Genomic DNA, 23,553 nt, shown 5'->3' with positions numbered 1-23,553 from the left:
CCGTTGGCGAGAGGCGACGCTTCCTTACGATTATTCCGCGGCGGTCGCTATCGGATCTTTCGCCGGCCCTTTCACGGGAGCATCGAGCTGATCATCGACTTTTGGCGGGGCGCGGTTCGGCGCCTCGTTGTCGTCGTCGATCTGCGCGAGTTTCTCCCGCGCCTCCTCGGCCTCACGCTGCCTGTTCCACATACTGGCATAAAGCCCGTCGGAAGCCAAAAGCCTGCCGTGGGTGCCGCGTTCGGCGATCCGGCCCTGATCGAGCACGATGATTTCATCGGCGCCGACGATGGTCGAGAGCCGGTGCGCGATCACCAGCGAGGTGCGGCCGCGCGAGACGCGCTCCAGCGATTCCTGGATCTCGTGCTCGGTGTGGCTGTCGAGTGCCGAGGTCGCTTCGTCGAGCACCAGGATCGGCGGCGCCTTGAGCACCGTGCGCGCGATCGCAACCCGCTGCTTCTCGCCGCCCGACAGTTTCAGCCCGCGCTCGCCAACCTGGGTCTCATAGCCCTTCGGCGACATCTTGATGAAACTGTCGATCTGCGCCAGTTGCGCCGCCTTCTCCACTTCGGCATCGCTGGCGTCCCAGCGGCCGTAACGGATGTTGTAGCGGATGGTGTCGTTGAACAGCACGGTGTCCTGCGGCACCATGCCGATCGACGCGCGCAAGGAGTCCTGCGTAACATCACGGATATCCTGGCCGTCGATCAAAATCCTGCCGCCGGAGACGTCGTAGAGACGAAACAGCAGCCGTGAGATCGTCGACTTGCCGGCGCCGGAGGGACCGACGATCGCCACCGTCTTGCCGGCGGGTACCTCGAAGCTGAGGCCTTTCAGGATCGGCCGCTCGGGATCATAAGAAAACCGCACGTCGTCGAAGCGCACGTTGCCCGAACTCACGACCAGCGGCACGGCGCCATCGATATCCTTGACCTCAGGATTGCGCGACAGCACCTCGAACATCTTCTCGATGTCGATGATGGCCTGCTTGATCTCGCGATAGACCATGCCCATGAAATTCAGCGGCTGATACAACTGGATCATCATGGCGTTGATCATGACGAAATCGCCGACCGTGTGCGTCCCGTTGCGGATGCCGGAGATGCACATCAGCATGGTCGCGGTGAGGCCGGCGGTGAAAATCACCGCCTGGCCGGTATTGAGCAGCGCCAGCGAGGTGTAGGTCTTGACGCTGGCTTTTTCGAAGCGTTCCATCGAGCGGTCGTAGCGCGTTGCCTCGCGTTCTTCGGCGCTGAAATACTTCACCGTCTCGTAGTTCAGCAGCGAGTCGATCGCCTTGGTATTCGCCTCGGTATCGGAATCGTTCATCTTGCGGCGGATTTCGATCCGCCACTCGGTCGCGAGATAGGTGAAATACATGAAGACCACGACCGTGGTCAGGACGGCGGCGACGTAGCGCCAGTCGAACTGCCACAGCAGCACGCCGGCCAGCAGCGCGACCTCGACGACGGTCGGGATCAGTTGCAGGATCACCATCCGCACGATGACTTCGATGCCGGCGCGACCGCGCTCCAGCACGCGCGTCAATCCGCCGGTCTTGCGCTCGAGATGGAAGCGCAGCGACAATTCGTGCATGTGAACGAAGGTGATGTAGGCGAGCTTGCGCACCGCATGCATCGCGACCCGCGCGAAGATGCCGTCGCGCCACTGCGTCAGAATCGCCATCAGCACGCGCAGGCCGCCGTAACTCAGCGTCATCAAGAGCGGCGACGCAATCAGCCACAGCGTCCAGTTCGACGGCTGCACCGGCGCGCTGCCCATGCCGCCCAGCGCATCGATCGCCCATTTGAAGGTGAACGGCACCGCCAAGGTCGCGACCTTTGCGATCAGCAGCAGCACCACCGACCAGGCCACGCGCATCTTCAGGTCGGCACGATCGCCGGGCCAGATAAACGGCCACAAATGTACCAGCGTCCCGATCAGGGTGGCCTTGTCGGCGGGACTGGCTGATGCCGGGGCGTTCTGGGCCTGTGGGTGCGAATCGGCCATCAGTTCGGCGCCCGCAGCAGGAGGGCGCACCGGTTCGCGATCGGATGATTTTCAAGGGCTTGCATATGCCCGTCATATAGAGCGTTTGAATGCTCCGTACAGCCTTGAAAGATAAAACTTTCCCGTTTTAGGGGGCATTTCCGGGTCAATTCCGCTGCGGCCCCTCCATCGCCAGACTTGAGCTTTTTTCGCTGCAGTGCCACATAAATAAGATGAACCAAATCAAAACCGTCTGCGTCTATTGCGGCTCCGGCTCCGGGACCAATCCACGCTTTGTTGAAGCCGCGGTCGCGCTGGGCAAGGTGTTCGCCGAGAACAATATCCGCCTCGTCTATGGCGGCGGCTCGGTCGGCCTGATGGGCGCGGTCGCCAGATCCGCCCTCGATCACGGCGGCTCCGTCACCGGGATCATTCCGGAGTTTCTCAGGGCCAAGGAAAACGCGTTGGCCCGCGTGCAGGAGATGGTCATCACGCCCGACATGCATGAGCGCAAGCGGCTGATGTTCGAACGCTCGGACGCATTCGTTGCCCTGCCCGGCGGAATCGGCACGCTGGAGGAGCTGGTCGAGCAGATGACCTGGCAGCAACTCGGCCGCCACAACAAGCCGATCCTGCTTGCCAATATCGACAATTTCTGGGAACCGCTGCTGTCGCTGCTCTCGCATATGCGCGTCACCGAGTTCATTCGCCCGGGGCTAAGTATCGACATTCTCAAGGCTGAACGGGTCGAGGACATCCTGCCGCGGCTGCGCGCCGCCGCAGCCCGCGCCCCCGTCCAGGAAATGGCGCCGGAAGTGGCAAGAAGGCTGTAGGCGCGCGCGGCATCACTCGCCCGGAAATGTCACGGCCTCGATGCGGTTGCTATCGGGGTCGGTCACGAACGCCGCGTAGTACCGGACACGATCATGCGGGCGCAGCCCGGGTGCGCCGTCGGAACGACCGCCGCTGACCAGTGCTGCGGCGTGAAACGCATCGACGTCGCCGGTGGATCTGGCGCGAAGGCAGATATGGGTGCCGCTCTCCGGCGAGACTGGCATCATGCCGACGCGAAGGTTGATCCAGAACTCCGGATAGTTTTTGCCGAAACCGATGGTCGCGGGACGCGTCACCAGACGCAAGAGGCCGAGCGGCGCCAGCGTGGCTTCATAGAAGCGCGCCGAGCGTTCGAGGTCGCTGACGCCGACGGAAATGTGGTCGATCATGTGAAATGCATCCTGTGAATCTCGTCAGCGGTGGCGAGAAATGTGGCCGCGACGGCTCAGGGGTAACCTGCGCCGGCAACCTCGACGTCGATGACATCGACGCGGGCAGACGATTTGCGCTGCCGCATCTCTTCGTGCGAGGTCGCAGCACTCAGACAAAACAGCGTCCGCCGCACAGGCCCTCCGAGCGCGCAGGCAATCGCGCGCCGACCGGGTACCTCGATCCGCTGCAGCTCCCGCCCCTCGCGGTCGACCCGGATGAAGGCGTCCTCGTCGTACGATGCGATCCAGACGGCCTGGTCCTGGTCCAGGCAGATGCCGTCCGGCGCTTGCACGGTTGCGAACCGGCCATGGAAGCGCAGTCCGCCATCCGTCCCGATTTCATAGTCGGCCAGGCCGCCGCCATCCATTTCGGCCACCACGAGGCGGCGGTTGTCGGCAGATACCGCAATGCCATTGGGAAAGTTCAGTCCGTCAGCCACGACACGCGTTTCGCCGCTCGGCATGACCAGGATGATGCGGCCGACCGCGCCCCGGCCGGCCGGCGGCGGCAAGTTGAAGCCGAGATCGCCGACATAGCAGCGGCCGAGCCCGTCGACGATCATGTCGTCAATGGTGCCGGCAGCAATCTGCGAAAGGTCGGCATAAACAGACAATTGGCCGTCGGCATATCTGAACAGTTGCTTCCGGAACATCGTCAAGACGATGACGCTGCCATCCGGCAAAATGCCGAGGCCGCACGGCGTGTCGTCCGCAAACGTTGCATGCTGCTGGCGGTCCCCGGCCGGACCCACGCTCAGCAGCGTCCGGTCGAAACAATCCACGAACCAGAGCCGGCCAGCATGCCAGCGCGGGCCTTCAAAATAGCGGCCGCCATCAAGCAGAACTTTCAACTTGCTCGCTGTCGACGCATCCCCGGGCATACGTCATACCTCTCGCCGATAATTGCGCAGACCAAAGGTTCGTATCGCGAACGTCGGTCCCAGCTTGGCATGGACGGTAGACATTAGGAATGCTCATTCGGTCAACCTGCGGTCGACCTCTCGAAATCTTGTTTTCGGGCGCATCGCGGCATTTCGCTGCGCAGCGAAAGATCGCTACCGGGCACCCGGCGCGATCTGCGGAAGATGAAGCCTTCGCGAACTGAGGATCGGCGGATTGCAGACTTGCTGAGGGCAAGCGCCACAGCCTATGCTGGCGCAAATACAAGAAACCGCCTGGGAGAGAACCATGCGTTATCCGCTTCTCGCCGCCTTCAGCGTGGCTGTGGTCGCAGCGTTTCTGTCCACCGCTTCGGCACAAGCGCCAGTCGCGGCGCTGACCGGGCTGGTCGGCTCGGCCGAGGAAGCAGCGATGGAAGGCGTGCTGGTCAGCGCCACCAAAACAGGCTCCAACATCACGGTCACGGTCGTGTCAGGCGCGGATGGCCGCTACAGCTTTCCGGCGAGCCGGCTCGGACCCGGTCGATATACAATTGGCGTGCGCGCTGTCGGCTACGAACTCGATCAGCCCGAGAGCATCGAAATTGGGACCACCGGAGCCCCGGATCTGAAAGCCGCAACGAAAGATCTCAGGCTCGGCAAGGCCAAGGACCTCGCCGCGCAATTGTCGAACAGCGAATGGCTTTCAAGTATTCCCGGTACCGACAAGCAGAAGGATCAACTGCTCAACTGCGTCGGTTGCCACCGGGTCGAACGCATCATGCGCTCGAAATATGACTCCAACGACTTCCTGACCCAGATCCTGCCGCGCATGCAGAGCTATGTGCAGCAGAGCCTGCCGATCCATCCGCAATTGCGCCCCGCAGAACGCTTGATGGAAGAGCGCGGCGAAGATCGGATCGAGGTCTATCGCGCCGTGGCGGACTATCTGAGCACGATCAATCTCAGCAAGAGCGAACCATGGAAATATGCGCTGAAGCCGATGCCGCGCCCGAAGGGCCGCGCGACGCAAGTGGTCTACACGGAATATGACTTGCCGCGCGAGGAAATGGCGCCGCATGATGTGATGGTGGACAAGGCCGGGATCGTCTGGTTCTCAGGCTTCGGGGAGCAAAAGCTCGGCCGGCTCGATCCCACAAGCGGCAAGGTCACCGAATTCCCCTACCCCATGCACAGGGAGAATGCTCCGACCGGCAGCCTTGGCCTGCGCGCCGATGCAGCGGGTAATCTGTGGCTCGGCAACATGTATCAGGCGACGATCGTCAAGTTCGATCCGGCAAGCGAAAAATTCCAGTTCTGGACGCTGCCAGCGGAACGCAACATCGACGCCGCGCAGATCAATATGGTCAGTCCACAGCGATCCAATGTCGACGGCAAGGTCTGGACCCAGAACAACGGCGTGCACCGCCTCGACCTCGCCACCGGCAAGATCGAGACTTGGGAACCGTTCAAGGGTTCTCCGAAAGGCGAACTGCATAATATCTACGACGTCATTCCCGACTCCGGCAACAACGCCTACTTCACCGATTTTCGCCAGGGGCAGATCGGGCGCATCGACGCCAAGACTGGCGAGGTCTCGCTGTTCCAGACGCCGACGCCGCGCTCCGCGCCGCGCCGCGGCAACATGGATGCGCAGGACCGGCTGTGGTTCGGCGAATACCGCGGCGACCGGATCGGAATGTTCGACACCAAGACCCGCGCCTTCAAGGAATGGAAGCTCAATACCCGCTGGGCAGCGCCTTATGATGTCGTGCTCGACAAGAACGGGGATGCATGGACCGGATCGATGGTGACCGACCAGGTGACCCGGCTGAACACCAGCACCGGCGAAATGGTCGACTACCTGCTGCCACGTTCAACCAATATCCGCCGCGTCTTCGTCGACAACAGCACGACGCCGGTGAGCTTCTGGGTCGGCAGCAACGACGGCGCCTCCATCGTCAAGGTCGAACCGCTGGAGTGACGGACTGCGGTTGGGCGGAAAGTTCGACGATGCAGACGCGCATCTATCCCTATCCTCGTCATTCCGGGATGGTGCGTTAGCACCAGACCCGGAATCTCGAGATTCCGGGTTCGCTTCGCGCCCCGGAATGACAATCCTCATCTCACGCCGGTGCGCCTGACTTCACCAGCTTGTAGATCACCGAATCCATCAGCGCCTGGAACGAGGCGTCGATGATGTTGGGGGAGACGCCGACCGTGGTCCAGCTTTCGCCCTGCTCGTCCTCGCTCTCGATCAGCACCCGCGTCACCGCTTCGGTGCCGCCATTGAGGATACGCACGCGGTAGTCGATCAGCTTCAGACCCTCGATGTATTTCTGGTACTTGCCGAGGTCTTTTCGCAAGGCGACGTCGAGCGCGTTGACGGGGCCGTTGCCTTCCGCCGCCGAGATCAGGTGCTCGCCGGCAACATCGACCTTCACGACTGCCAGCGCCACCGTGACGCGCTGGCCGTTGGCGTTGTAGCGCTGCTCGACATTGACGTCGAACTGCTCGACCCGGAAATATTCCGGCACCCGGCCGAGCGTGCGTCGCGCCAGCAGATCGAACGAGGCGTTGGCGGACTCATAGGCGAACCCTGCCGTCTCGCGCTCCTTCAGCTCCTCGACCAGCCGCGCCAGTTTCGGATCGCTCTTTTCATAGGGGATGCCGGCACGATCGAGCTCGGCCATCACATTGGATCGGCCGGCCTGGTCTGACACCAGCACCTTGCGATGGTTGCCGACCAGTTCAGGCAGCACATGCTCGTAGGTGTGCGGGTCCTTCATCACGGCGGAAGCATGAATGCCGGTCTTGGTCACGAACGCGCTTTCGCCGACATAGGCCGCGTGGCGGTTCGGCGCGCGGTTGAGCATGTCGTCGAGCGTGCGCGACACCGTCATCAGCGTCGCCATCTTCTCCGGCGTCACCCCGATCTCGAAGGCGTCGGAGAATTCGTTCTTCAGGCGCAGCGTCGGGATCAGCGAACAGAGGTTGGCGTTGCCGCAGCGCTCGCCGAGCCCGTTCAACGTGCCTTGAATCTGCCGCGCGCCGGCGCGCACCGCGGCCAGCGAATTGGCCACCGCCTGCTCGGTGTCATTATGGGCGTGGATGCCGACATTGCCACCGGGGATGTTTTTCACGACATCGCCGACGATGGTCTCGACCTCGTGCGGCATGGTGCCGCCATTGGTGTCGCACAGCACCACCCAGCGTGCGCCGGATTCATAGGCGGCCTTGGCGCAGGCCAATGCGAATTCACGATTTTCCTTGTAGCCATCGAAGAAGTGCTCGCAATCGACCATCACCTCGCGGCCGGCGGCTTTCGCAGCAGCCACACTGTCGCGGATCGAGGCGATGTTTTCCTCGTTGGTGGTCTCGAGCGCGACGCGCACCTGGTAGGCGGAGGCTTTGGCGACAAAACAGATCGCATCCGCCTTGGCTTCCAGAATGCCGGCGAGCCCGGGATCGTTGGAGGCCGAGCGGCCCGGCCGTCGGGTCATGCCGAACGCGGTGAACTTGGCGTGGTCGAGCTTCGGCTTGGTGGCGAAAAATTCAGTGTCGGTCGGGTTGGCGCCGGGATAGCCGCCCTCGACATAGTCGATGCCGAGTTCGTCGAGCATGCCGGCGATGATCTGCTTGTCATGCAGGGTGAAATCGACGCCGTTGGTCTGCGCGCCGTCGCGCAGCGTGGTGTCGAACAGATAGAGGCGTTCGCGGCTCATGATGGCGCTCCCGGCGCGGCGTTTTCGGCCAGCGTCTTCTGCATCGTGGTGTTGGCGAGCCATTCGCCGTTGATGGTGACGGTGTTGCGCTGCATGGCGACATAACCGCGCTTTTTGAAAAACGGTTCCGCATTGTCGCTGGCATCGACCGTAAGGATTTTTGCGCCGCGTGCGCCGGCGAGCTTTTCCAGCGCGTCGACCAGCATCGTGGCAACGCCCTGCCCCACCGCGCCCGGATGCACATAGAGCAGATCGATATGGTCGGGTCCCTTCAACGAGACGAAACCGACCGGCGAATTCTGCAAGGTCGCGATCAGCGTCAACTGGCCGGCGAGACGTTTGCCGAACGTCGCTTCATCCTCGGCGACCGCCGCCCACGCTTCCTGCTGCGCCTCGCTGTAGTCGTCGCCGGTCAACTCCTGAATCGCCGCAACGAAGATCGCCGCCAGGATCGACGTATCCGCCGGCAAAAACGGCCGCAAGCCAGGTTTGGGCAAGGTCTGCCCCATCACGCGATCTCCCAGGTGGTCACGGGCTTTCCGTCGCCATCCTTGCCGTCCTTGATGGCAACGCCCATGGCGGCGAGTTCGTCGCGAATACGGTCGGACTCCTTGAAGTCCTTTCGCGCTCGCGCGGCGGCACGCTCCGCGATCAGCCGATCGACCTGCGTCGCATCGACGCCGCTCGCCTGCTGCTTTCGGCTCTTCCATGCGGCGGCACTCTCGGAGAGGAAGCCGAGAAGGCGCAAGGAAGCAGCAAACTGATCGCGATCTCCATCGTTTCCGGAAGCAGCACTATTCCGCAAACCGTGCAGCGACGCGACCATCTGCGGCGTGTTCAGGTCGTCCGACAGCGCCGCGATGACGGCATCGGAAGGCCGTCCGCTCTTGATGTCGGCGGCGACCCAATACCAGTCGTCGAGCGTTTTTGCGCTTTCTTCCAATCCCTTCAACGTCCAGTCCATCGGCGAGCGGTAATGCGCCTTCAACATATTGAGGCGAAGCACTTCGCCCGGCCAATCGGCCAGCAGTTCCCGGATCGTGACGAAGTTGCCGAGCGACTTCGACATCTTGGTGTCTTCGATCTGCACGAATTCATTGTGCATCCAGTAATTCGCCATCGCGGGTGTGCCATGCGCGCAACGCGATTGCGCGATTTCGTTCTCGTGATGCGGAAAGATCAAATCCAGGCCGCCGCCGTGGATGTCGAACACGTCGCCGAGATAGGCTGCACTCATGGCCGAGCATTCGATGTGCCATCCCGGGCGGCCCCTGCCCCACGGGCTTTCCCATCCCGGCTCGTCGCCGGACGATTGCTTCCACAACACAAAATCGCCCGGATTTTTCTTGTGCGCATCGACAGCGACGCGCGCACCCGGTCGCTGCTCCTCCAGCTTGCGGCCCGAAAGCGCGCCATAGTCCGGCATCGACGCCGTATCGAACAGAACTTCGCCGCCCGCTTCATAAGCGTGACCACTCGCGATCAACTGCTTGATGAGCGTCACCATATCCGTCTTGCCGTCCGCGCGCGGCAGTACGAAGTCAGTCGCGCGGGGTTCGAACGTCGGTGGCAGTGAGCCCAATGCCACAGCGTCGGCGTAAAACTGGTTAGCGGTCACTTCGGTAACCTTGCGGATCGCCTCGTTCAGCGGCAGACCCGGAAAATCCCGCACCGCTCGCGCGTTGATCTTGTCGTCGACGTCGGTGATGTTGCGGACATAGGTGACGTGCTCGGCGCCGTAGAGGTGCCGCAGCAGCCGGAACAGCACATCGAACACGATGACCGGGCGCGCATTGCCGATATGGGCGAAGTCGTAGACCGTTGGTCCGCAGACATACATCCGCACGTTTTTCGGATCGAGCGGCGTGAACGGCCGCTTCTCCTTGGTCAACGTATCGTAGAGGCGTAATGACATGGATATCCGTCCGTTGCGGCCGGGCGTCCAGTGATCTCATTTTTGAGAAAAGACGGCCTCAGCCAGCGAATCGCTAGCTAATAATCTCGCGGCAAATGCTGCAGATGGCGAGGAGACCGTTCATGGTTCCACCATGTCCCAGCCCGGGGCACGGCGTCAAGACCTTGCTTGCGCCTGATTTGGGGTGAAATTGGCCGCTCCGCCCGCCTTCTGACATGCCGTCGGGCGATCATGGTTAATCATTATTAACACTTTGGGCTTATTCCTGAGGGGCGGTCCTTAATCCCCCTCACCGGTGTTGCCCATGCGAATTTCGTCAGCATTCATTTTCAATGCAGTCCTGGTCTGCGGACTTCTGTTCGCCGTCTCGGCCGCGCATGCGGACAGCCGCGTTTTCATCGTCGCCAATCAGGCCGATGGTTACGGTGTCGATCAGTGCCTGGCCAAGGGCGACAAATGCGGCGCGCATGCCGCCCGCTCCTATTGCCAGTCACGGGAATTTGCTCAGGCCACCGCCTATCGCCGCGTCGACCCCGACGAGATTACCGGCTCGGTTCCCAAGGTCGGGAATGAGAAATGCACCGGCAGCGGCTGCAACGAATACGTCGCCATCACCTGCCAGCGCTGAACGGGTATTTCCGCGCCGAATCAAGGGGCGGTTTGCCACACCCGTGCCCCGGAAACGACGTGACGCTGCCCCGAGAAGCAGGTATGTGATGCGGCCTTGGCCGCACCATGCCGCCATGGCCGCGCCCCCTGGCTTTCGAGCCGCGCGGAACCCCTCGATGGCCGGATATGCTCGAAATACCCAATGCCTTCTTCTCCCGCCGGATCCTGACTGGCGCCATGCTGCTCGGCTTCGTCGCCGTGAGCGCGCCTGCGTTGGCGCAGATGAGCCAGGGCGCCCCGCCACCAGCTCCGCAGGGCGCGCCGCAGGCCAACCCCGCGCAAAGCAATCCGATGTGCGTCCGGCTCGAAGGCCAGTTGGCGACCATCGACCGCGGTGCCGGAAGTGGCGATCCGGCCAAGGACGAGCAGATCCGCCGCTATCAGGACGCCGCTGCCAAGCAGCAGGCCGAACTCGATCGCGTCACGATGCAGGCCAAGCGGATGGGTTGCGAAAGTTCGGGCTTCTTCTCGTTGTTCAACGGCCAGTCGGAGAAATGCGGTCCGGTCAACAACCAGATCCAGCAGATGCGCGGCAACCTCGATCAGATCACCACCAGCCTTGAGCGTCTGCGCAGCGGCGGCATCGGTGGCGCCGACCGCGAAAACCAGCGCCGCTCGGTGCTGACGGCGCTGGCGCAGAACAATTGCGGTCCGCAATACGCCGCGGCCGCGCGCAGCGGCGGCAACTTCATGGACAACCTGTTCGGCAACAACGGCAACCAGATCCCGCCGCCGGCTGCCGAATTCGGTCCGCAGTCCGGCACCTTCCGCACCGTCTGCGTCCGCACCTGCGACGGCGCCTATTTCCCGGTCTCGTTCGCGACCGTGCAGGCGCGGTTTCCCGACGACGAGAAGACCTGCAAAGCGCTGTGCCCGGCGACGGAAGCGTCGTTGTTCACCTACCGCAACCCCGGCGAAGACATCAACCAGGCGGTCTCGATCAGCGGCCAGACCTACTCGTCACTGCCGAACGCGTTCAAGTTCCGCAGCGAGTTCAACCCCTCCTGCGCCTGCAAGGCCGCGGGCCAGACCTGGTCCGACGCGCTGAAATCGGTCGAGGACAAGGCCGCTGCCGAACAGCAGGGCGACATCATCGTCACCGAAGAGAGCGCGCGGAAAATGCAGCAGCGCGCGCAGCCGGGAGTGAAAACGACGCCCGCCAAGAAGGGCGCGGCGCCCGCCGCCACCACGGCCACCGCCCCGGCGCCGGCGACCGCGCCTGAGCCAGCCGCGGCGACCGACGAGAAGAAGTCGATCCGCACCGTCGGCCCGACGTTTATCCAGCCGAAGCAGTAGCGTTCGTAGCCTAGTCTTCGAACGCCTCCGCCGACGCGCGGCCGGCGCGGGCGACAAGCTTGTCGTCGGGCTCGGGCAACGGCTTGCCGTTATCGCGAAAGCGGTTGGTGATGGGATAGCGGCGATCCCTGCCGAAATTTTTCTCCGTCACCTTGACGCCCGGTGCTGCCTGGCGGCGCTTGTATTCGGCGACATTGAGCAGCCGGTCGATCCGCGTCACGACGTCGGCCGGGAAACCGGCGGCGATGATCGCGGCCAGCGGCTCCTCGCGCTCGACCAGACGTTCGAGGATGCCGTCGAGCATGTCGTAGGGCGGCAGCGAATCCTGGTCGGTCTGGTTCTCGCGCAGCTCCGCCGTCGGCGGCCGGACGATGATGTTGACCGGGATGACCTCGCCCGACGGACCGAGCGCGCCGTCCGGCTTCCATTCGTTGCGCAGGCTCGAGAGCCGGAACACTTCGGTCTTGTAGATATCCTTGATCGGATTGAAGCCGCCGTTCATGTCGCCATAGATGGTGGCGTAGCCGACCGACATTTCCGACTTGTTGCCGGTCGTGACCACCATCGCGCCGGTCTTGTTCGAAATCGCCATCAGCAGCGTGCCGCGGGTACGCGCCTGCAGATTTTCCTCGGTGATGTCGCGTGGCAGGCCTGCGAACGGCACCGACAGAATCTTCTCGAAGCCGTTGACGGCGTCGGCAATCGGCAGCACCTCGTAGGGAAAGCCGAGCGCCTTGGCGAGTTTCGCCGCATCGTCGAGCGACACCTGCGCGGTGAAGCGGAACGGCAGCATTACGCCGCGGACTTTTTCCGCACCGAGCGCATCGACCGCGATCGCCGCGCACAATGCTGAATCGATGCCGCCGGAGACGCCGAGCAATACGCCGGGAAATCCGTTCTTGCGGACATAATCGCGCAGGCCGAGCACGCAGGCCGCGTAATCGCCCTTGTCGCCGTCGAGCTGCGGCACGACCGGGCCTTTGCAGCGCCAGCCGTCCGCGCCCTTGGTCCAGCGCAGCGTGGTGATGTTTTCCTCGAACGCCGGCAATTGGGCGGCAATCGACAGATCGGCATTCAGCGCGAACGACGCGCCGTCGAACACCAGTTCGTCCTGGCCGCCGATCTGGTTGAGGTAAACCAGCGGCAATCCGCTTTCGGTGACGCGGGCGACCGCGACCGACAGCCGCAGATCGTTCTTGTCGCGCGCATAGGGCGAGCCGTTCGGCACGACAAGGATTTCCGCGCCGGTCTCGGCGAGACATTCGACGACGTTTTCGTATTCCTCCGACTCTTCGAGCCAGATGTCCTCGCAGATGGGCACGCCGACGCGGACGCCGCCGACGGTGACCGGACCCGCGGCGGGACCGCGCGCGAACAGGCGCTTTTCGTCGAACACGCCGTAGTTCGGCAGGTTGGCCTTGAAGCGAAGGGCGGCGATACGGCCCTGATCGAGCAGCGCGCAGGCATTATAGAGCTTGCCGTCCTCGACCCAGGGCGTGCCGATCAGCACCGCCGGACCACCGCCTGCGGTCTCGCGCGCCAGTTCCTCGATCGCCACACGGCAGGCGGCCTGGAAGGCGGGCTTCAGCACCAGATCTTCCGGCGGGTAGCCGGTGATGAACAATTCCGGCAGCACCAAAAGGTCGGCGCCGTCGGCCTTGGCCTGGTCGCGCGCGGCGCGCGCCTTGGCGGCGTTGCCGGCGACGTCGCCGACCGTCGGGTTCAACTGCGCCAGCGTGATCGTGAATGTCGTTTCGGTCATGGGCCCGATGGTGCCTTGCACAAGAGCAAACTGCAAATGCTCGCTTTAGATCGCGCCCATGCGTTCGGCGAGGGCGAACAGCCAGAACCCGCCGGCTATCAGCAGCGCGACGCCGACGGCGGCCGATCCCATGTCCTTGACCCGGCCGATCTGCGGGTCGTGGTCGGTGGTCAGGCGGTCGGACAGTTTTTCGATCGCGGTGTTGAGCAGTTCGACCACCAGCACGAACGCCACCGCCGCGACCAGTTCGAACCGGCGCATCGCGCTGGCGCCGACCAGCCAGGCCAGCGGCAGCGACAAGGCCAGCGCGAAAATTTCCTCGCGGACAGCCTGCTCCGACCGGATTGCAAAGACTAATCCGTTACGCGTGTTGACCGTGGCCCGCCAGATTCGCAGCAAATCAGAGTCCCGCTGCGGCCGGCATCGGCTTTTCCTTACCGGCGCGTTCCTGCTTCAGCAGTTCGGCGATCAGGAAAGCCATGTCGATGGATTGTTCGGCGTTGAGACGGGGATCGCAGACCGTGTGATAGCGGTCGTTGAGATCCTCGTCGGTGATGGCGCGCGCGCCGCCGATGCATTCGGTGACGTCCTGACCGGTCATCTCCAGATGCACGCCGCCGGCATGGGTGCCTTCGGCGGCATGGATCGAGAAGAACGACTTTACTTCCGACAGCACCCGGTCGAACGGGCGGGTCTTGTAGCCGGATGTCGAGGTGATGGTGTTGCCGTGCATCGGATCGCATGACCAGACCACGACGCGCCCTTCCCGCTGCACGGCGCGGATCAGCGGCGCCAGGTGATCGCCGACCTTGTCGGAGCCGAAGCGGTTGATCAGCGTCAGCCGTCCCGGTTCGTTGTCGGGGTTGAGGATGTCGATCAGCTTCAGCAACTCGTCCGGCTTCAGCGACGGGCCGCATTTCAGGCCGATCGGGTTCTTGATGCCGCGGAAATATTCGACATGGCCGTGGTCGAGCTGGCGGGTGCGGTCGCCGATCCAGATCATGTGGCCCGAGGTCGCGTACCAGTCGCCCGTTGTCGAGTCGACCCGGGTGAAGGCCTGCTCGTAGCCGAGCAGCAGCGCTTCGTGGCTGGTGTAGAATTCGGTGGCGCGCAGTTCGGGATGGCTTTCGAGATCGAGGCCGCAGGCGCGCATGAAATTCAGCGCGTCCGAGATGCGATCGGCCAGTTCCTTGTAACGGCGGGACTGCGGCGAATCCTTCAGGAAGCCGAGCATCCACTGGTGCACGCTGCCGAGATTGGCAAAGCCGCCGGTCGCGAACGCGCGCAGCAGGTTCAGCGTCGCCGCCGACTGCCGGTAAGCGTTCAACTGCCGCTGCGGATCCGGAACGCGCGCTTCCTTGGTGAAGGCGATGTCGTTGATGATGTCGCCGCGATAGCTCGGCAGCTCGACGCCGTCGATCTTTTCGGTGTTCGACGAGCGCGGCTTGGCGAACTGGCCGGCGATGCGGCCGACCTTCACCACCGGCAGCGCGCCGGCATAGGTCAGGACCACCGCCATCTGCAGCAGCACGCGGAAAAAATCGCGGATGTTGTTGGCGCCGTGCTCGGCAAAGCTCTCGGCGCAATCGCCGCCCTGCAGCAGGAAGGCCTCGCCGGCTGCGACGCGCCCCAGCGACTTCTTCAGATTCCGGGCCTCGCCAGCGAACACCAGCGGCGGAAACGTGGCCAACTGGGCCTCGACATCCGCCAATGCCTTGGCATCGGGATAATCGGGCACTTGCAGCACCGGCTTGGTGCGCCAACTGTCGGGTGTCCACCGCTCGGACATGGGGTTAACTCCTGAGCAAAAACCGCTACTTACCGGAAAGTCGCGAACGGCCGCGTTATACACAGGCGTTCCTCCCACCGCCAGCCAGATTTCCGGCTGTTTCGTCAAGCCCTTGCGGGGAAAGCCGAATTCGCATTTGCTGTGGCGCTCGCAAGAAGCCTCAAGGAGGGGACGCGGTGGCCGCGCCGGCTCAGGACGACGTCTTTGTCGACGATATCACGCTGCCGGCAGCCGATGGCTATCCGCTGGCGGCGACGCTGTTTCTGCCGCGCGGCGCCAAGCGCAACGCCGTCCTGATCAATTCGGCCACGGCGGTCCATCGCAAGCTCTATCGCGGCTTTGCCGGCTATCTCGCCAAGCGCGGCTGCGCGGTGCTGACCTACGACTATCGCGGCACGGGCGACTCCCGGCAGCAGGCGCTGACCGGCTACAACCAGCCGAAGTCGCTGGTCGGCTTCAAGGCCTCGATGTCGGACTGGGCGGCGCAGGATATCACCGCCGCCGTCGCCTGGATGCGCCAACGCTATCACGGCATGCCGTTCGCCTATGTCGGGCACTCCTTCGGCGGCCAGGCGCTCGGGCTGTTGCCGAACAACAGCGAGATTTCGCGCGCGCTCCTGATCGCGGCACAGGCCGGCTACTGGAAGCTGATGGCCGTGCCGGAACGCTATCGCGTCTACGCGCTGCTGAATTTCGTCGGCCTCCCCCTCACCCGCGCGCTCGGTTACATGCCGGGCAAGGCCGGGCTCGGCATGGACCTGCCGAAGGATGCGTTCCTGCAATGGGTCTCCTGGGTGATGAGCCCGCGCTATCTCTTCGATTCCAAGCTCGAGGCGTTGCAGAATTTTCCGAAGTACAAGGGCGCGTTGCGCGCGCTGTGCCTGTCCGACGATCCCTGGGCGACGCGGCCGGCGGTCGAACTGTTGTGCGCAGGCTTCACCTCGATCAAGCCCGAGATCATCACCGTGACCCCCGCCGACACCGGCGTCACCTCGATCGGCCACATGGGCTTCTTCCGCGCCGAGCACCGCGACACGCTGTGGCGTGGGGCGGCGGAGTGGATCCAGGCGGGGGAATAGGTCTCTCCGCGTGTCGCCCCGGCCTTGCTGGCGCCTGTGCCGCGCTGCGGCCCATCCACGTCATTGCGAGCGAAGCGAAGCAATCCATCGCGCGGCATAACGGATAGATGGATTGCTTCGTCGCTTCGCTCCTCGCAATGACGTGGAGATGCCGTCGTTCGCATTTCAAACATGCGCTAGCCTTCTCGCGGCGCGATGCGCCCGAAGTTTTGCAATCAACCACCCTCGAAAGATAGAGGGCGTGGGGAAGACCGGGTGCGCGCTGCACCCGCGGTCTCGCAGGCGTGTTGCAAAAGGATATGCTGCCCACGAGCATACAGGTTCAGCGGTGAGCACACCGGCCTCCCCCACGCAATGGCTTTACGGCTTATACGTAGTCGTCCTGGTGACCGGCTTTCTTGCCACCATCATCCGCTTCAGCTTTCGCTTCCACCGACTTGACGCCAGCACCGGGGCGTCGGACCCAAACGATTTCACCGTACGCAACCGTGCGCTCGTCTTTCGCACCATCGCGTCCACCGCATCTCACCGCACGTTCGTGACGATCGCGAGCGCCCCTCTCATCGCGGGAGACGGGCGCAGTTAAACTTCCGATTTGCCCGACGTTGCAACGGAAATATTTTTATCCGAGGGGCTGGACAGATTTTTGGTGATTTGCCCGTCGGGCTATTTTGTCGCACCGCGCGGCTTCAATTCGCCGTTGCGCGGCGACCCGACTCGGTATCCGCGCGCGCCGTGACGACGCAACCACGCTGTCATCGCCCGGCTTGACCGGGCGATCCAGTACGCCGCGGCCTTTCGATTCAATCATTGGCGTCTCTGGAATACTGGATCACCCGCCTTCGCGGGTGATGACAGCAAAACGCTTACGCCGGCGTGCCCATGATGTAAGGCTTCAGCATCGCGTACAGCATGCCGTGCGTCGGCGTCGGGACGCCGAGTTCGCGCCCTAAGGCTACGACCTTGCCGCTGAGCCAGGGCAGTTCGAGACGATTGCCGCGGTCGAGATCGAGCGCCATCGACGCCTTCATCGCCGGCGGCGCGTGGCCGACAAAGCCGAGCACCTTGTCGAGCGCATCCGATGGCAACTTGATGCCCTTGGCGCGGGCGACATCGATGGTTTCCTGGAACGACGCCAGCATGATCGGGCGCACATCGGGATCGTCGCGCAGCTTGCCGAGCGGCTGGCGCGTCGCCGCGGTCATGCCGGAATTGCTGGCGAGCAGCACGAACTTCATCCAGAGTTCGGTGACGATCTGATCGCTGAGCGTCGCGTCGAAGCCGGCCTTCTGGCACAGCGCGAGAAAATCCTCGCCGCGCTTGGTGATCTTGCCGTCGAGCTCACCGAAGATCATGCGCATGAAGGTGCCGACCTGGGTGATGACGCCGGGCGCAGTGATCGAGGCGCTGATCTGCGCGACGCCGCCCATGACAGCCTTGGACCCGAGGATCGGCAACAGACGCTCGGGCGCATCGATGCCATTCTGCAACGGGATGACGGCGGTGTTCGGCCCGACCAGCGGCTTGATCGCCTCGCCCGCGCTCTCGACGTCCCACAGCTTGACGCAGAACAGCACCACATCGACCATGCCGATGCTGTTGGGATCGTCGGTCGCCTGCGTCGGCACCACATGGGTTTCGCCGCGGCCGCCGACGACCTTCAGGCCCTGGCTCTTCATGGCCGCTAGATGCGCGCCGCGCGCGATGAAGGTGACATCAGCGCCCGCTTTCGCCAGCGCCGCACCAAATCCGCCTCCGACGCCGCCGGCGCCGACAACCGCAATACGCATGACGTTTCCTTGTTTTTGATTTGTAGGATGGGTGGAGCGCAGCGATACCCATCGATACCGGCGCGCATGTCAGTGATGGGTATCGCTTCGCTCCACCCATCCTACGAAGTTACTTCCCGTAACTGTAAAACCCCTGCCCGGTCTTGCGGCCGAGATGGCCGGCGGCGACCATTTCCTTCAGCAGCGGCGCGGGCCGGTATTTCGGATCGTTGAAGCCCTCGTAAAACACTTCCATCACCGACAGCATGGTGTCGAGCCCGATCATGTCGGCCAACGCCAGCGGCCCGATCGGGTGGTTGCAGCCGAGCTTCATGCCGGCGTCGAGATCCTCGGCGGTGGCGATGCCTTCGGCCAGCGCGAAGATCGCCTCGTTGATCATCGGGCACAGGATGCGGTTGACCGCAAAGCCCGGGCTGTTCTTTGCGGTCACCGCGACTTTGCCGATGCGCTTGGCAAATTCGGCGGCCTTGGCGTGAGTGTCGTCGGAGGTCTGAAAACCCCGGATCAATTCCAGCAGCGCCATCAGCGGCACCGGATTGAAGAAGTGCATGCCGATGAAGCGATCCGGCCGGTCGGTGGCGGCGGCGAGTTTGGTGATCGAGATCGAAGAGGTGTTGGTCGCGAGCAGCGCGGAGGGCCGCAGCTTGGTGCAGAGATCCTTCAGAATCTTGATCTTCAGATCCTCGTTCTCGGTCGCGGCCTCGATCACCAGATCGCAATTGGCGAGTTTGGCGCTGTCGGTCGTGGTGGCGATGCGCGCCAGCGCCGCCTGCCGGTCGGCGTCGGTCATCTTCTGCTTGTTGACCAGCCGCTCCAGGCTGCCGGTCACGACCGACATGCCCCGCGTCAGCGCGGCATCGGAAATATCGGTCATGGTCACCGACAACCCCGCCGCCGCGCAGACTTGCGCGATCCCGTTGCCCATCGTGCCCGCGCCGACGATACCGATCTGCTCAATCATGGGTCACCTAACTCCGTTATCCCTGTGCTGGCGGATAGCGTTAGCAGAGGGCGGCGGGGAGAGGTAGTCTGTTGGAAGCCCCCCTCGTCCGCCCGCGAAAATCGCCGCGGACCGAATCGCAATGCCGGTATCGGACGGCGCATTGACCGAGCCGTGGTGTGGCCAGCGCGTTCCCGCCCGCCAATCCTAGTGGCGTAGCACCGCTGTAATGCCCTCATGAGCACGAGATCGCGCGAGGTCATCTGGGGCGGCCAGATCATGGGCGCGCGCATCCGCGCCGAGGCCGCGCGCGCGGAAGCCAAACAGGATCCGCAAAGCCGACCATGAGGAGGCTTTGCCTGGTCGATCCGGATGGGAGGCTATGGCGGCCCGGCGCAGCCCTCACCCACCATCCGGCAATGCTCAACGGCGGACTCGGCCTTCTGGAAGTGGAGTGCAACTGCCGCAAGGGCCGCTACGCGCCGCCGATGCACATCATCAAGCTGACCGGGACGCAGCAAATTACGCCGTACAAGTGGGTGCGTCCGGAGCGAGGAGCGGTGATTGGGCAGGACCAATGGTTGCCCAATGATGCTTTCGAACGTTCACGCTCGCGAATACGTTGAAGTAAAAGCAAACCGCGAGAGGAACGGCGACGCACGAAAAATATGTGAGATTTATCAAGGCCTAAGGCGTCAACGAGTGGCCCTCGCCAAAACTGGACCTCGGTCACTTGCCGTATGATTTGTCGGTGCCGGTCCTTTGCGGTCATAGGCGAGCCATTCCAAGTCCGCCCCTTCGCGCTGCTGTCCACAGGGAGCTCGAATGGGCGCTAAGTCTGCGAGCGCGCAAGTGTCCTTTCGCCAATCGACATGTTATCGATCTGTGGGCCCTGCAAACGATCAGGGGTAGAGGCGACGCGGTAATGGCTCGATCTGATCTTTTGATTTCGCTTGTTCGGGCAGCTACGACCGGTGACCGGACGATGCTCCGAACGACCGTTGAAACCATTGCGGCGGAGGAGCGTGCTCAACAGCATGACGCACTTGCGGACAAACTAACACGCGCTCTCAACTCGCAAATCAGCTCAACCCAACTCCCGGGTGCGCCGAGGCCCATTTCCGGGCGCGAACTGATCCTAGAGACAAAGCCAACGAAGAGACTTTCCGACTTATTTCTAGCTTCTGAAGTTGAGCAGCAGTGCCGAGAACTAATTGAAGAACAATTTCGCGGTGACCTACTGCGTAGCCACGGACTACAACCACGACATAGAGTGCTCCTGTCTGGTCCTCCGGGAAATGGAAAGACCGCCTTGGCTGAAGCGATGGCAGAAGCTCTCGCCCTCCCATTTTTTTCTGTTCGCTATGAGGCTTTGATCGGAAGCTATCTCGGAGAAACTGCACAGCGGCTCGGGCGGCTTTTTGATTTCCTCAGAACCATTCCCTGTGTGGTCCTCTTTGATGAGTTCGACGCGATTGGCAAAGAGCGGGGAGACGAACACGAAACCGGAGAAATCAAGCGAGTTGTCGCTAATTTTCTATTGCAAGTTGATGCACTTCCTAGTTACGTGGTGATTATCGGGGCAACCAATCACCCTGAACTCCTCGATCGGGCTGCATGGCGACGATTTCAGTTGCGACTTGCCATGCCAGCCCCCTCATTCGATCAACTTGCCGAATTCTTCTCTCAAGCATTTAAAGCTGCTGACATCCCAGCCAATCCAAAGAAGCTCGTCCAAAAAATTGGCCTGCTAAGTTATGCAGAAGCCACCGAGTTTATTTTTGACGTTCAGAGAAAAAACGTCCTCGCACTGGGCCAACGTTCGCCTGCGAGCTTGATTGACGAGCAAATGATACTTTGGTCAAAGCGGTTGGGGGCCGTGCCACATGCCAAGAGACCAAGACAAGCCAATACTAAAGTTCGATCCGCCCGGAAACGCCAAAAGAGCAAGCGGCGCGCCAAGTAGAATCCCTCAACCGGCTGCATATCAGAGAACACGACAAACTCGTCAGCTCGGCCCGATCTTTGATCGACTTCGCCAAGTAGTTGAGCAGGGCGAAGATATGCTTACTCTGAGAGATGAGCCAAATGCTCTTGCGCCCGAGACGTTGGTCGTTTTTGAGACGAAGGGACCACTTATTATATTTGCGGAAGCATGCGAGGACATTGGGCTTCGAATACTTGCTGATGACGAAGTCGAGTTTGACGACGACGACGTTCTGACCAAAGGCCACTACTACCTGACTATGCCCGACCAGCGGGCTATCGAAGAGTTGCTGCGGCTTTGGAAACTCTGGAGTGACGAAGACGATTTAGGCCAACACGCGAAGTGGGCCAAGGTCTTCGGGTGTCTTCACAGTTTAAGGAGGTGGGGGCCGAAGGATCGAGTGACTGATGAAGACGCCGCGGCGATTATAGAGGATGCGGCGACCTACCCTCAATCCAACGTGCGTTTAGAAATTGAACTTGCCTTCGAACCAAACGAAGACACTGCAACTTCGCATCGTACGGAAGTAATTCGGTCGGTTGAGGAGGCGGGCGGCAGAGTTACTAGCATCTCCCGAATTTCCGAAATCGCGTACGATGCGTTATTGGTCGACTTGGAAAACGAGGCGGCGGTAGCCATTGCACAACGAGCTGACGATAGCTTGGCGAGATTGGTCGATGTTTTTTCTATTAGACCACAAAGCGTGTTGAATGTTTCTACGGAGGTTGACACTGAGCCTGCGGAACTCTCATCTGAAGCTTCGGCACTTGGCCCGCCCATCGCGGCCATCCTTGACGCTGTTCCGCAACAAAATCACGTCCTGATTGGAGCGCGCGTCACAGTCGAAGATTTTTTAGGACTTGAGGGAATTACTGTTGGGCCCAGAATGCACGGGACCGCTATGGCATCTCTGGTGATCCACGGCGACTTGGCAAAGAACGAACCGGCCCTCTCTAGGCGATTAGTATTCCTGCCGATCATGTATTCGGCGGTGAATGATCCGAATTTTGTGGACGAAGCGCCGCCTGCCAACCGACTGATAGTGGACATTCTGGTTCAAGCAATCCGGCGACTGAAAGTCGGCGACGCTGGCTCTCCGCCTGTGGCACCAGACGTTCTCATCGTGAACCTGTCGATTGGTGACGCAAAACGTCCGTTTGGCAGCAGGATTTCCGCGTTTGCGCGTGCAATTGATTGGCTCGCCGCATCGTACGGCATTCTTTTTCTCGTAAGCGCAGGCAACTGCAGAAGTCTTCTCATTCCTAATATGGACATGGCGACGTTCGCGAATAGTCGTGGCGAGCAGCGTACTCGAGCCACCCTAGCCGGTCTAAATTGGGGAATGCACAGTCGCCGATTGTTGCCTCCATCGGAGGCCATGAACTGTTTAGCGATTGGAGCGCTGCACGACGACGAGATAGCGGCGGCACCAGACATGGGGCAATCCAGGGATCCTCTTCCAGTCGGCATATTTGCAACTCCTGTCTCTCGTATGGGCCTCGGCTATCGAAGCTCCATAAAGCCCGACCTTCTTTTCCCCGGGGGACGTTTGCGTGCGCTGTTGCAACAGACCGATCCGACTGTGGCCCGTCTTGTTTTCGACGGCGGCAACAGGTTCGGCGGAGTGAGGGCTGCTGGGCCCGGCGTCAACGCAGCGGGTGTCGCCTCGCAGATGCAGCATTCAGGTTCTACGAGCGCAGCCACGGCCCTCGCTACACGGGCATGTCATCTCATCCATGATGCTCTTGAAACTGCATATGGAGAGGATTTCATGCAGCTGCCGGCGGATGCCCGTGCCGTAATTATCAAGGCTCTTCTTGTACATCGTGCATCCGTTCCTGAGGAAAGCCGTTTGCTGATAAACGACGTATTTGGTCCTCCAGGTGCAAGTGAGGGAGGCAAGCGGAAGGCAAATGTACAACGCATTTTCGGTTTCGGCGTTCCAGACGTCGAGGAAGTACTCGGCTGCATAAGTTCACGAGCCACGCTCTGGGGAGAAGGTGTGATAGGGGAGAACGAAGCAAAGGTATTCAGCCTTCCTCTCCCCATATCGCTGTCCGGTGTGCGGGGACCGCGGAAATTGAGCGTAACGTTGGCTTGGTTTACGCCGGTCCAATCTGGTCGTCGCGCCTACCGCGGCGTTCGTTTGAAGGTTGAAGAACCTCAGTATAAGGCGATATGCACGCGGGCGCTGGACGGACAACCAGATAGGAAACCGCGAGGAACCATCTATCACCGCTTTTGGGAGGGCATGGCCGCTCGCAATTTCGTTGCTGGCGACGCGGTCGAACTTCGCGTTGCTCGAGACCCAGATCAAGGCGACCAACTGCCAGACCTTGTTCGGTTTGGGCTGGTAGCCACGCTGGAGACCGACGATGAAACCCTGCCGATTTACGAAGAGGTACGAGCGCCTTTGGCGTTAAAACCGCGCGCACCAGTTCGGGTCGGTCCCTAGGGAGCGCTAAATAT

The 23,553-nt window shown here is 62.0% G+C and carries 18 protein-coding genes; 7 read left to right on the top strand and 11 right to left on the bottom strand.

Annotated elements, in window-relative coordinates; genetic code table 11:
• Positions 1 to 30: 30 nt before the first annotated feature.
• Positions 31 to 2,010: an ABC transporter ATP-binding protein/permease gene (locus tag BLS26_RS31670; protein WP_092516391.1), complete on the bottom strand. Its 1,980-nt coding sequence runs from the start codon at positions 2,008 to 2,010 to the stop codon at positions 31 to 33.
• Between the two features lie 212 nt (positions 2,011 to 2,222).
• Between BLS26_RS31670 and BLS26_RS31665 the strand changes: the two genes are divergently transcribed.
• Positions 2,223 to 2,822 carry a TIGR00730 family Rossman fold protein gene (locus BLS26_RS31665; RefSeq protein WP_172804737.1) on the top strand — a complete coding sequence of 200 codons (600 nt, stop codon included), beginning with the start codon at positions 2,223 to 2,225 and terminating at the stop codon, positions 2,820 to 2,822.
• A 12-nt stretch (positions 2,823 to 2,834) separates the two neighbouring features.
• On the opposite strand, the gene BLS26_RS31660 is transcribed toward BLS26_RS31665, so the two are convergent.
• Positions 2,835 to 3,212, bottom strand: coding sequence for a VOC family protein (locus BLS26_RS31660; protein WP_092516389.1), 378 nt, complete (start codon positions 3,210 to 3,212; stop codon positions 2,835 to 2,837).
• A gap of 56 nt (positions 3,213 to 3,268) precedes the next feature.
• The gene (locus BLS26_RS31655; RefSeq protein ID WP_244541754.1) at positions 3,269 to 4,105 is read right to left on the bottom strand and encodes an SMP-30/gluconolactonase/LRE family protein; all 837 of its coding nucleotides are present in this window, start codon (positions 4,103 to 4,105) and stop codon (positions 3,269 to 3,271) included.
• Positions 4,106 to 4,442: 337 nt separating this feature from the next.
• Here BLS26_RS31655 and BLS26_RS31650 point away from each other — a divergent pair, with 337 nt between their 5' ends.
• Positions 4,443 to 6,116 carry a carboxypeptidase regulatory-like domain-containing protein gene (locus BLS26_RS31650; protein WP_157676640.1) on the top strand — a complete coding sequence of 558 codons (1,674 nt, stop codon included), beginning with the start codon at positions 4,443 to 4,445 and terminating at the stop codon, positions 6,114 to 6,116.
• Positions 6,117 to 6,258: 142 nt separating this feature from the next.
• Here the strand turns inward: BLS26_RS31650 and cimA are convergent, their stop codons facing one another.
• The 3 genes from cimA to cysS are packed head-to-tail and all read right to left on the bottom strand — an operon-like array spanning position 6,259 to position 9,772.
• Entirely contained in the window at positions 6,259 to 7,857 is a 1,599-nt protein-coding gene (cimA, locus tag BLS26_RS31645) for a citramalate synthase (RefSeq protein ID WP_092516386.1), read from the bottom strand.
• Complete coding sequence (locus BLS26_RS31640) at positions 7,854 to 8,366, bottom strand: GNAT family N-acetyltransferase (protein WP_092516385.1); 513 nt, start codon at positions 8,364 to 8,366, stop codon at positions 7,854 to 7,856. The genes cimA and BLS26_RS31640 overlap by 4 nt, the downstream gene beginning before the upstream one ends.
• Positions 8,366 to 9,772 (bottom strand): cysteine--tRNA ligase, encoded by a 1,407-nt coding sequence (cysS, locus tag BLS26_RS31635; protein WP_092516384.1) that lies wholly within the window; start codon positions 9,770 to 9,772, stop codon positions 8,366 to 8,368. Before cysS ends, BLS26_RS31640 begins: the two co-directional genes overlap by 1 nt.
• 304 nt (positions 9,773 to 10,076) lie before the next feature.
• On the opposite strand from cysS, the gene BLS26_RS31630 reads away from it, so the two are divergent.
• The gene (locus tag BLS26_RS31630; RefSeq protein WP_092516383.1) at positions 10,077 to 10,400 is read left to right on the top strand and encodes a hypothetical protein; all 324 of its coding nucleotides are present in this window, start codon (positions 10,077 to 10,079) and stop codon (positions 10,398 to 10,400) included.
• A 167-nt stretch (positions 10,401 to 10,567) separates the two neighbouring features.
• Positions 10,568 to 11,737, top strand: coding sequence for a DUF2865 domain-containing protein (locus BLS26_RS31625; protein ID WP_092516382.1), 1,170 nt, complete (start codon positions 10,568 to 10,570; stop codon positions 11,735 to 11,737).
• 10 nt (positions 11,738 to 11,747) lie between these two features.
• Here the strand turns inward: BLS26_RS31625 and BLS26_RS31620 are convergent, their stop codons facing one another.
• From BLS26_RS31620 to BLS26_RS31610, 3 genes are read right to left on the bottom strand one after another with little or no spacing between them, the layout of a single operon-like run.
• Positions 11,748 to 13,499 (bottom strand): NAD+ synthase, encoded by a 1,752-nt coding sequence (locus BLS26_RS31620; protein ID WP_092516381.1) that lies wholly within the window; start codon positions 13,497 to 13,499, stop codon positions 11,748 to 11,750.
• A 45-nt stretch (positions 13,500 to 13,544) separates the two neighbouring features.
• Positions 13,545 to 13,898, bottom strand: a complete 354-nt coding sequence (locus tag BLS26_RS31615) for a diacylglycerol kinase (RefSeq protein ID WP_092516380.1) — start codon at positions 13,896 to 13,898, stop codon at positions 13,545 to 13,547.
• 1 nt (position 13,899) lies between these two features.
• The gene (locus BLS26_RS31610) at positions 13,900 to 15,288 is read right to left on the bottom strand and encodes a class II 3-deoxy-7-phosphoheptulonate synthase (RefSeq protein WP_092516379.1); all 1,389 of its coding nucleotides are present in this window, start codon (positions 15,286 to 15,288) and stop codon (positions 13,900 to 13,902) included.
• A gap of 176 nt (positions 15,289 to 15,464) precedes the next feature.
• Between BLS26_RS31610 and BLS26_RS31605 the strand changes: the two genes are divergently transcribed.
• Positions 15,465 to 16,367 carry an alpha/beta fold hydrolase gene (locus tag BLS26_RS31605; RefSeq protein WP_092516378.1) on the top strand — a complete coding sequence of 301 codons (903 nt, stop codon included), beginning with the start codon at positions 15,465 to 15,467 and terminating at the stop codon, positions 16,365 to 16,367.
• 866 nt (positions 16,368 to 17,233) lie between these two features.
• Here the strand turns inward: BLS26_RS31605 and BLS26_RS31595 are convergent.
• Positions 17,234 to 18,157, bottom strand: a complete 924-nt coding sequence (locus BLS26_RS31595; protein WP_092516376.1) for a 2-dehydropantoate 2-reductase — start codon at positions 18,155 to 18,157, stop codon at positions 17,234 to 17,236.
• Between the two features lie 109 nt (positions 18,158 to 18,266).
• Entirely contained in the window at positions 18,267 to 19,118 is an 852-nt protein-coding gene (locus BLS26_RS31590) for a 3-hydroxybutyryl-CoA dehydrogenase (protein ID WP_092516375.1), read from the bottom strand.
• A 1,291-nt stretch (positions 19,119 to 20,409) separates the two neighbouring features.
• Between BLS26_RS31590 and BLS26_RS36550 the strand changes: the two genes are divergently transcribed.
• Positions 20,410 to 21,063, top strand: a complete 654-nt coding sequence (locus tag BLS26_RS36550; protein WP_197681293.1) for an AAA family ATPase — start codon at positions 20,410 to 20,412, stop codon at positions 21,061 to 21,063.
• Between the two features lie 97 nt (positions 21,064 to 21,160).
• Positions 21,161 to 23,539 (top strand): S8 family peptidase, encoded by a 2,379-nt coding sequence (locus BLS26_RS31575; protein WP_157676639.1) that lies wholly within the window; start codon positions 21,161 to 21,163, stop codon positions 23,537 to 23,539.
• Positions 23,540 to 23,553 lie beyond the last annotated feature (14 nt).

Origin of the sequence: Afipia sp. GAS231 (genome assembly GCF_900103365.1) — a bacterium.
Lineage (GTDB): Bacteria > Pseudomonadota > Alphaproteobacteria > Rhizobiales > Xanthobacteraceae > Bradyrhizobium.
The sequence above is the reverse complement of the archived record's forward strand: the minus strand, read 5'-3'. Positions and strand labels throughout refer to the sequence as shown.

Coding starts and splice junctions, on each gene's coding strand:
- BLS26_RS31670 (WP_092516391.1), bottom strand. CDS start 2,010: ATGGCCGATTCGCACCCACAGGCCCAGAACGCCCCGGCATCAGCCAGT.
- BLS26_RS31665 (WP_172804737.1), top strand. CDS start 2,223: ATGAACCAAATCAAAACCGTCTGCGTCTATTGCGGCTCCGGCTCCGGG.
- BLS26_RS31660 (WP_092516389.1), bottom strand. CDS start 3,212: ATGATCGACCACATTTCCGTCGGCGTCAGCGACCTCGAACGCTCGGCG.
- BLS26_RS31650 (WP_157676640.1), top strand. CDS start 4,443: ATGCGTTATCCGCTTCTCGCCGCCTTCAGCGTGGCTGTGGTCGCAGCG.
- cimA (WP_092516386.1), bottom strand. CDS start 7,857: ATGAGCCGCGAACGCCTCTATCTGTTCGACACCACGCTGCGCGACGGC.
- BLS26_RS31640 (WP_092516385.1), bottom strand. CDS start 8,366: ATGGGGCAGACCTTGCCCAAACCTGGCTTGCGGCCGTTTTTGCCGGCG.
- cysS (WP_092516384.1), bottom strand. CDS start 9,772: ATGTCATTACGCCTCTACGATACGTTGACCAAGGAGAAGCGGCCGTTC.
- BLS26_RS31630 (WP_092516383.1), top strand. CDS start 10,077: ATGCGAATTTCGTCAGCATTCATTTTCAATGCAGTCCTGGTCTGCGGA.
- BLS26_RS31625 (WP_092516382.1), top strand. CDS start 10,568: ATGCTCGAAATACCCAATGCCTTCTTCTCCCGCCGGATCCTGACTGGC.
- BLS26_RS31620 (WP_092516381.1), bottom strand. CDS start 13,499: ATGACCGAAACGACATTCACGATCACGCTGGCGCAGTTGAACCCGACG.
- BLS26_RS31610 (WP_092516379.1), bottom strand. CDS start 15,288: ATGTCCGAGCGGTGGACACCCGACAGTTGGCGCACCAAGCCGGTGCTG.
- BLS26_RS31595 (WP_092516376.1), bottom strand. CDS start 18,157: ATGCGTATTGCGGTTGTCGGCGCCGGCGGCGTCGGAGGCGGATTTGGT.
- BLS26_RS31590 (WP_092516375.1), bottom strand. CDS start 19,118: ATGATTGAGCAGATCGGTATCGTCGGCGCGGGCACGATGGGCAACGGG.
- BLS26_RS31575 (WP_157676639.1), top strand. CDS start 21,161: ATGCTTACTCTGAGAGATGAGCCAAATGCTCTTGCGCCCGAGACGTTG.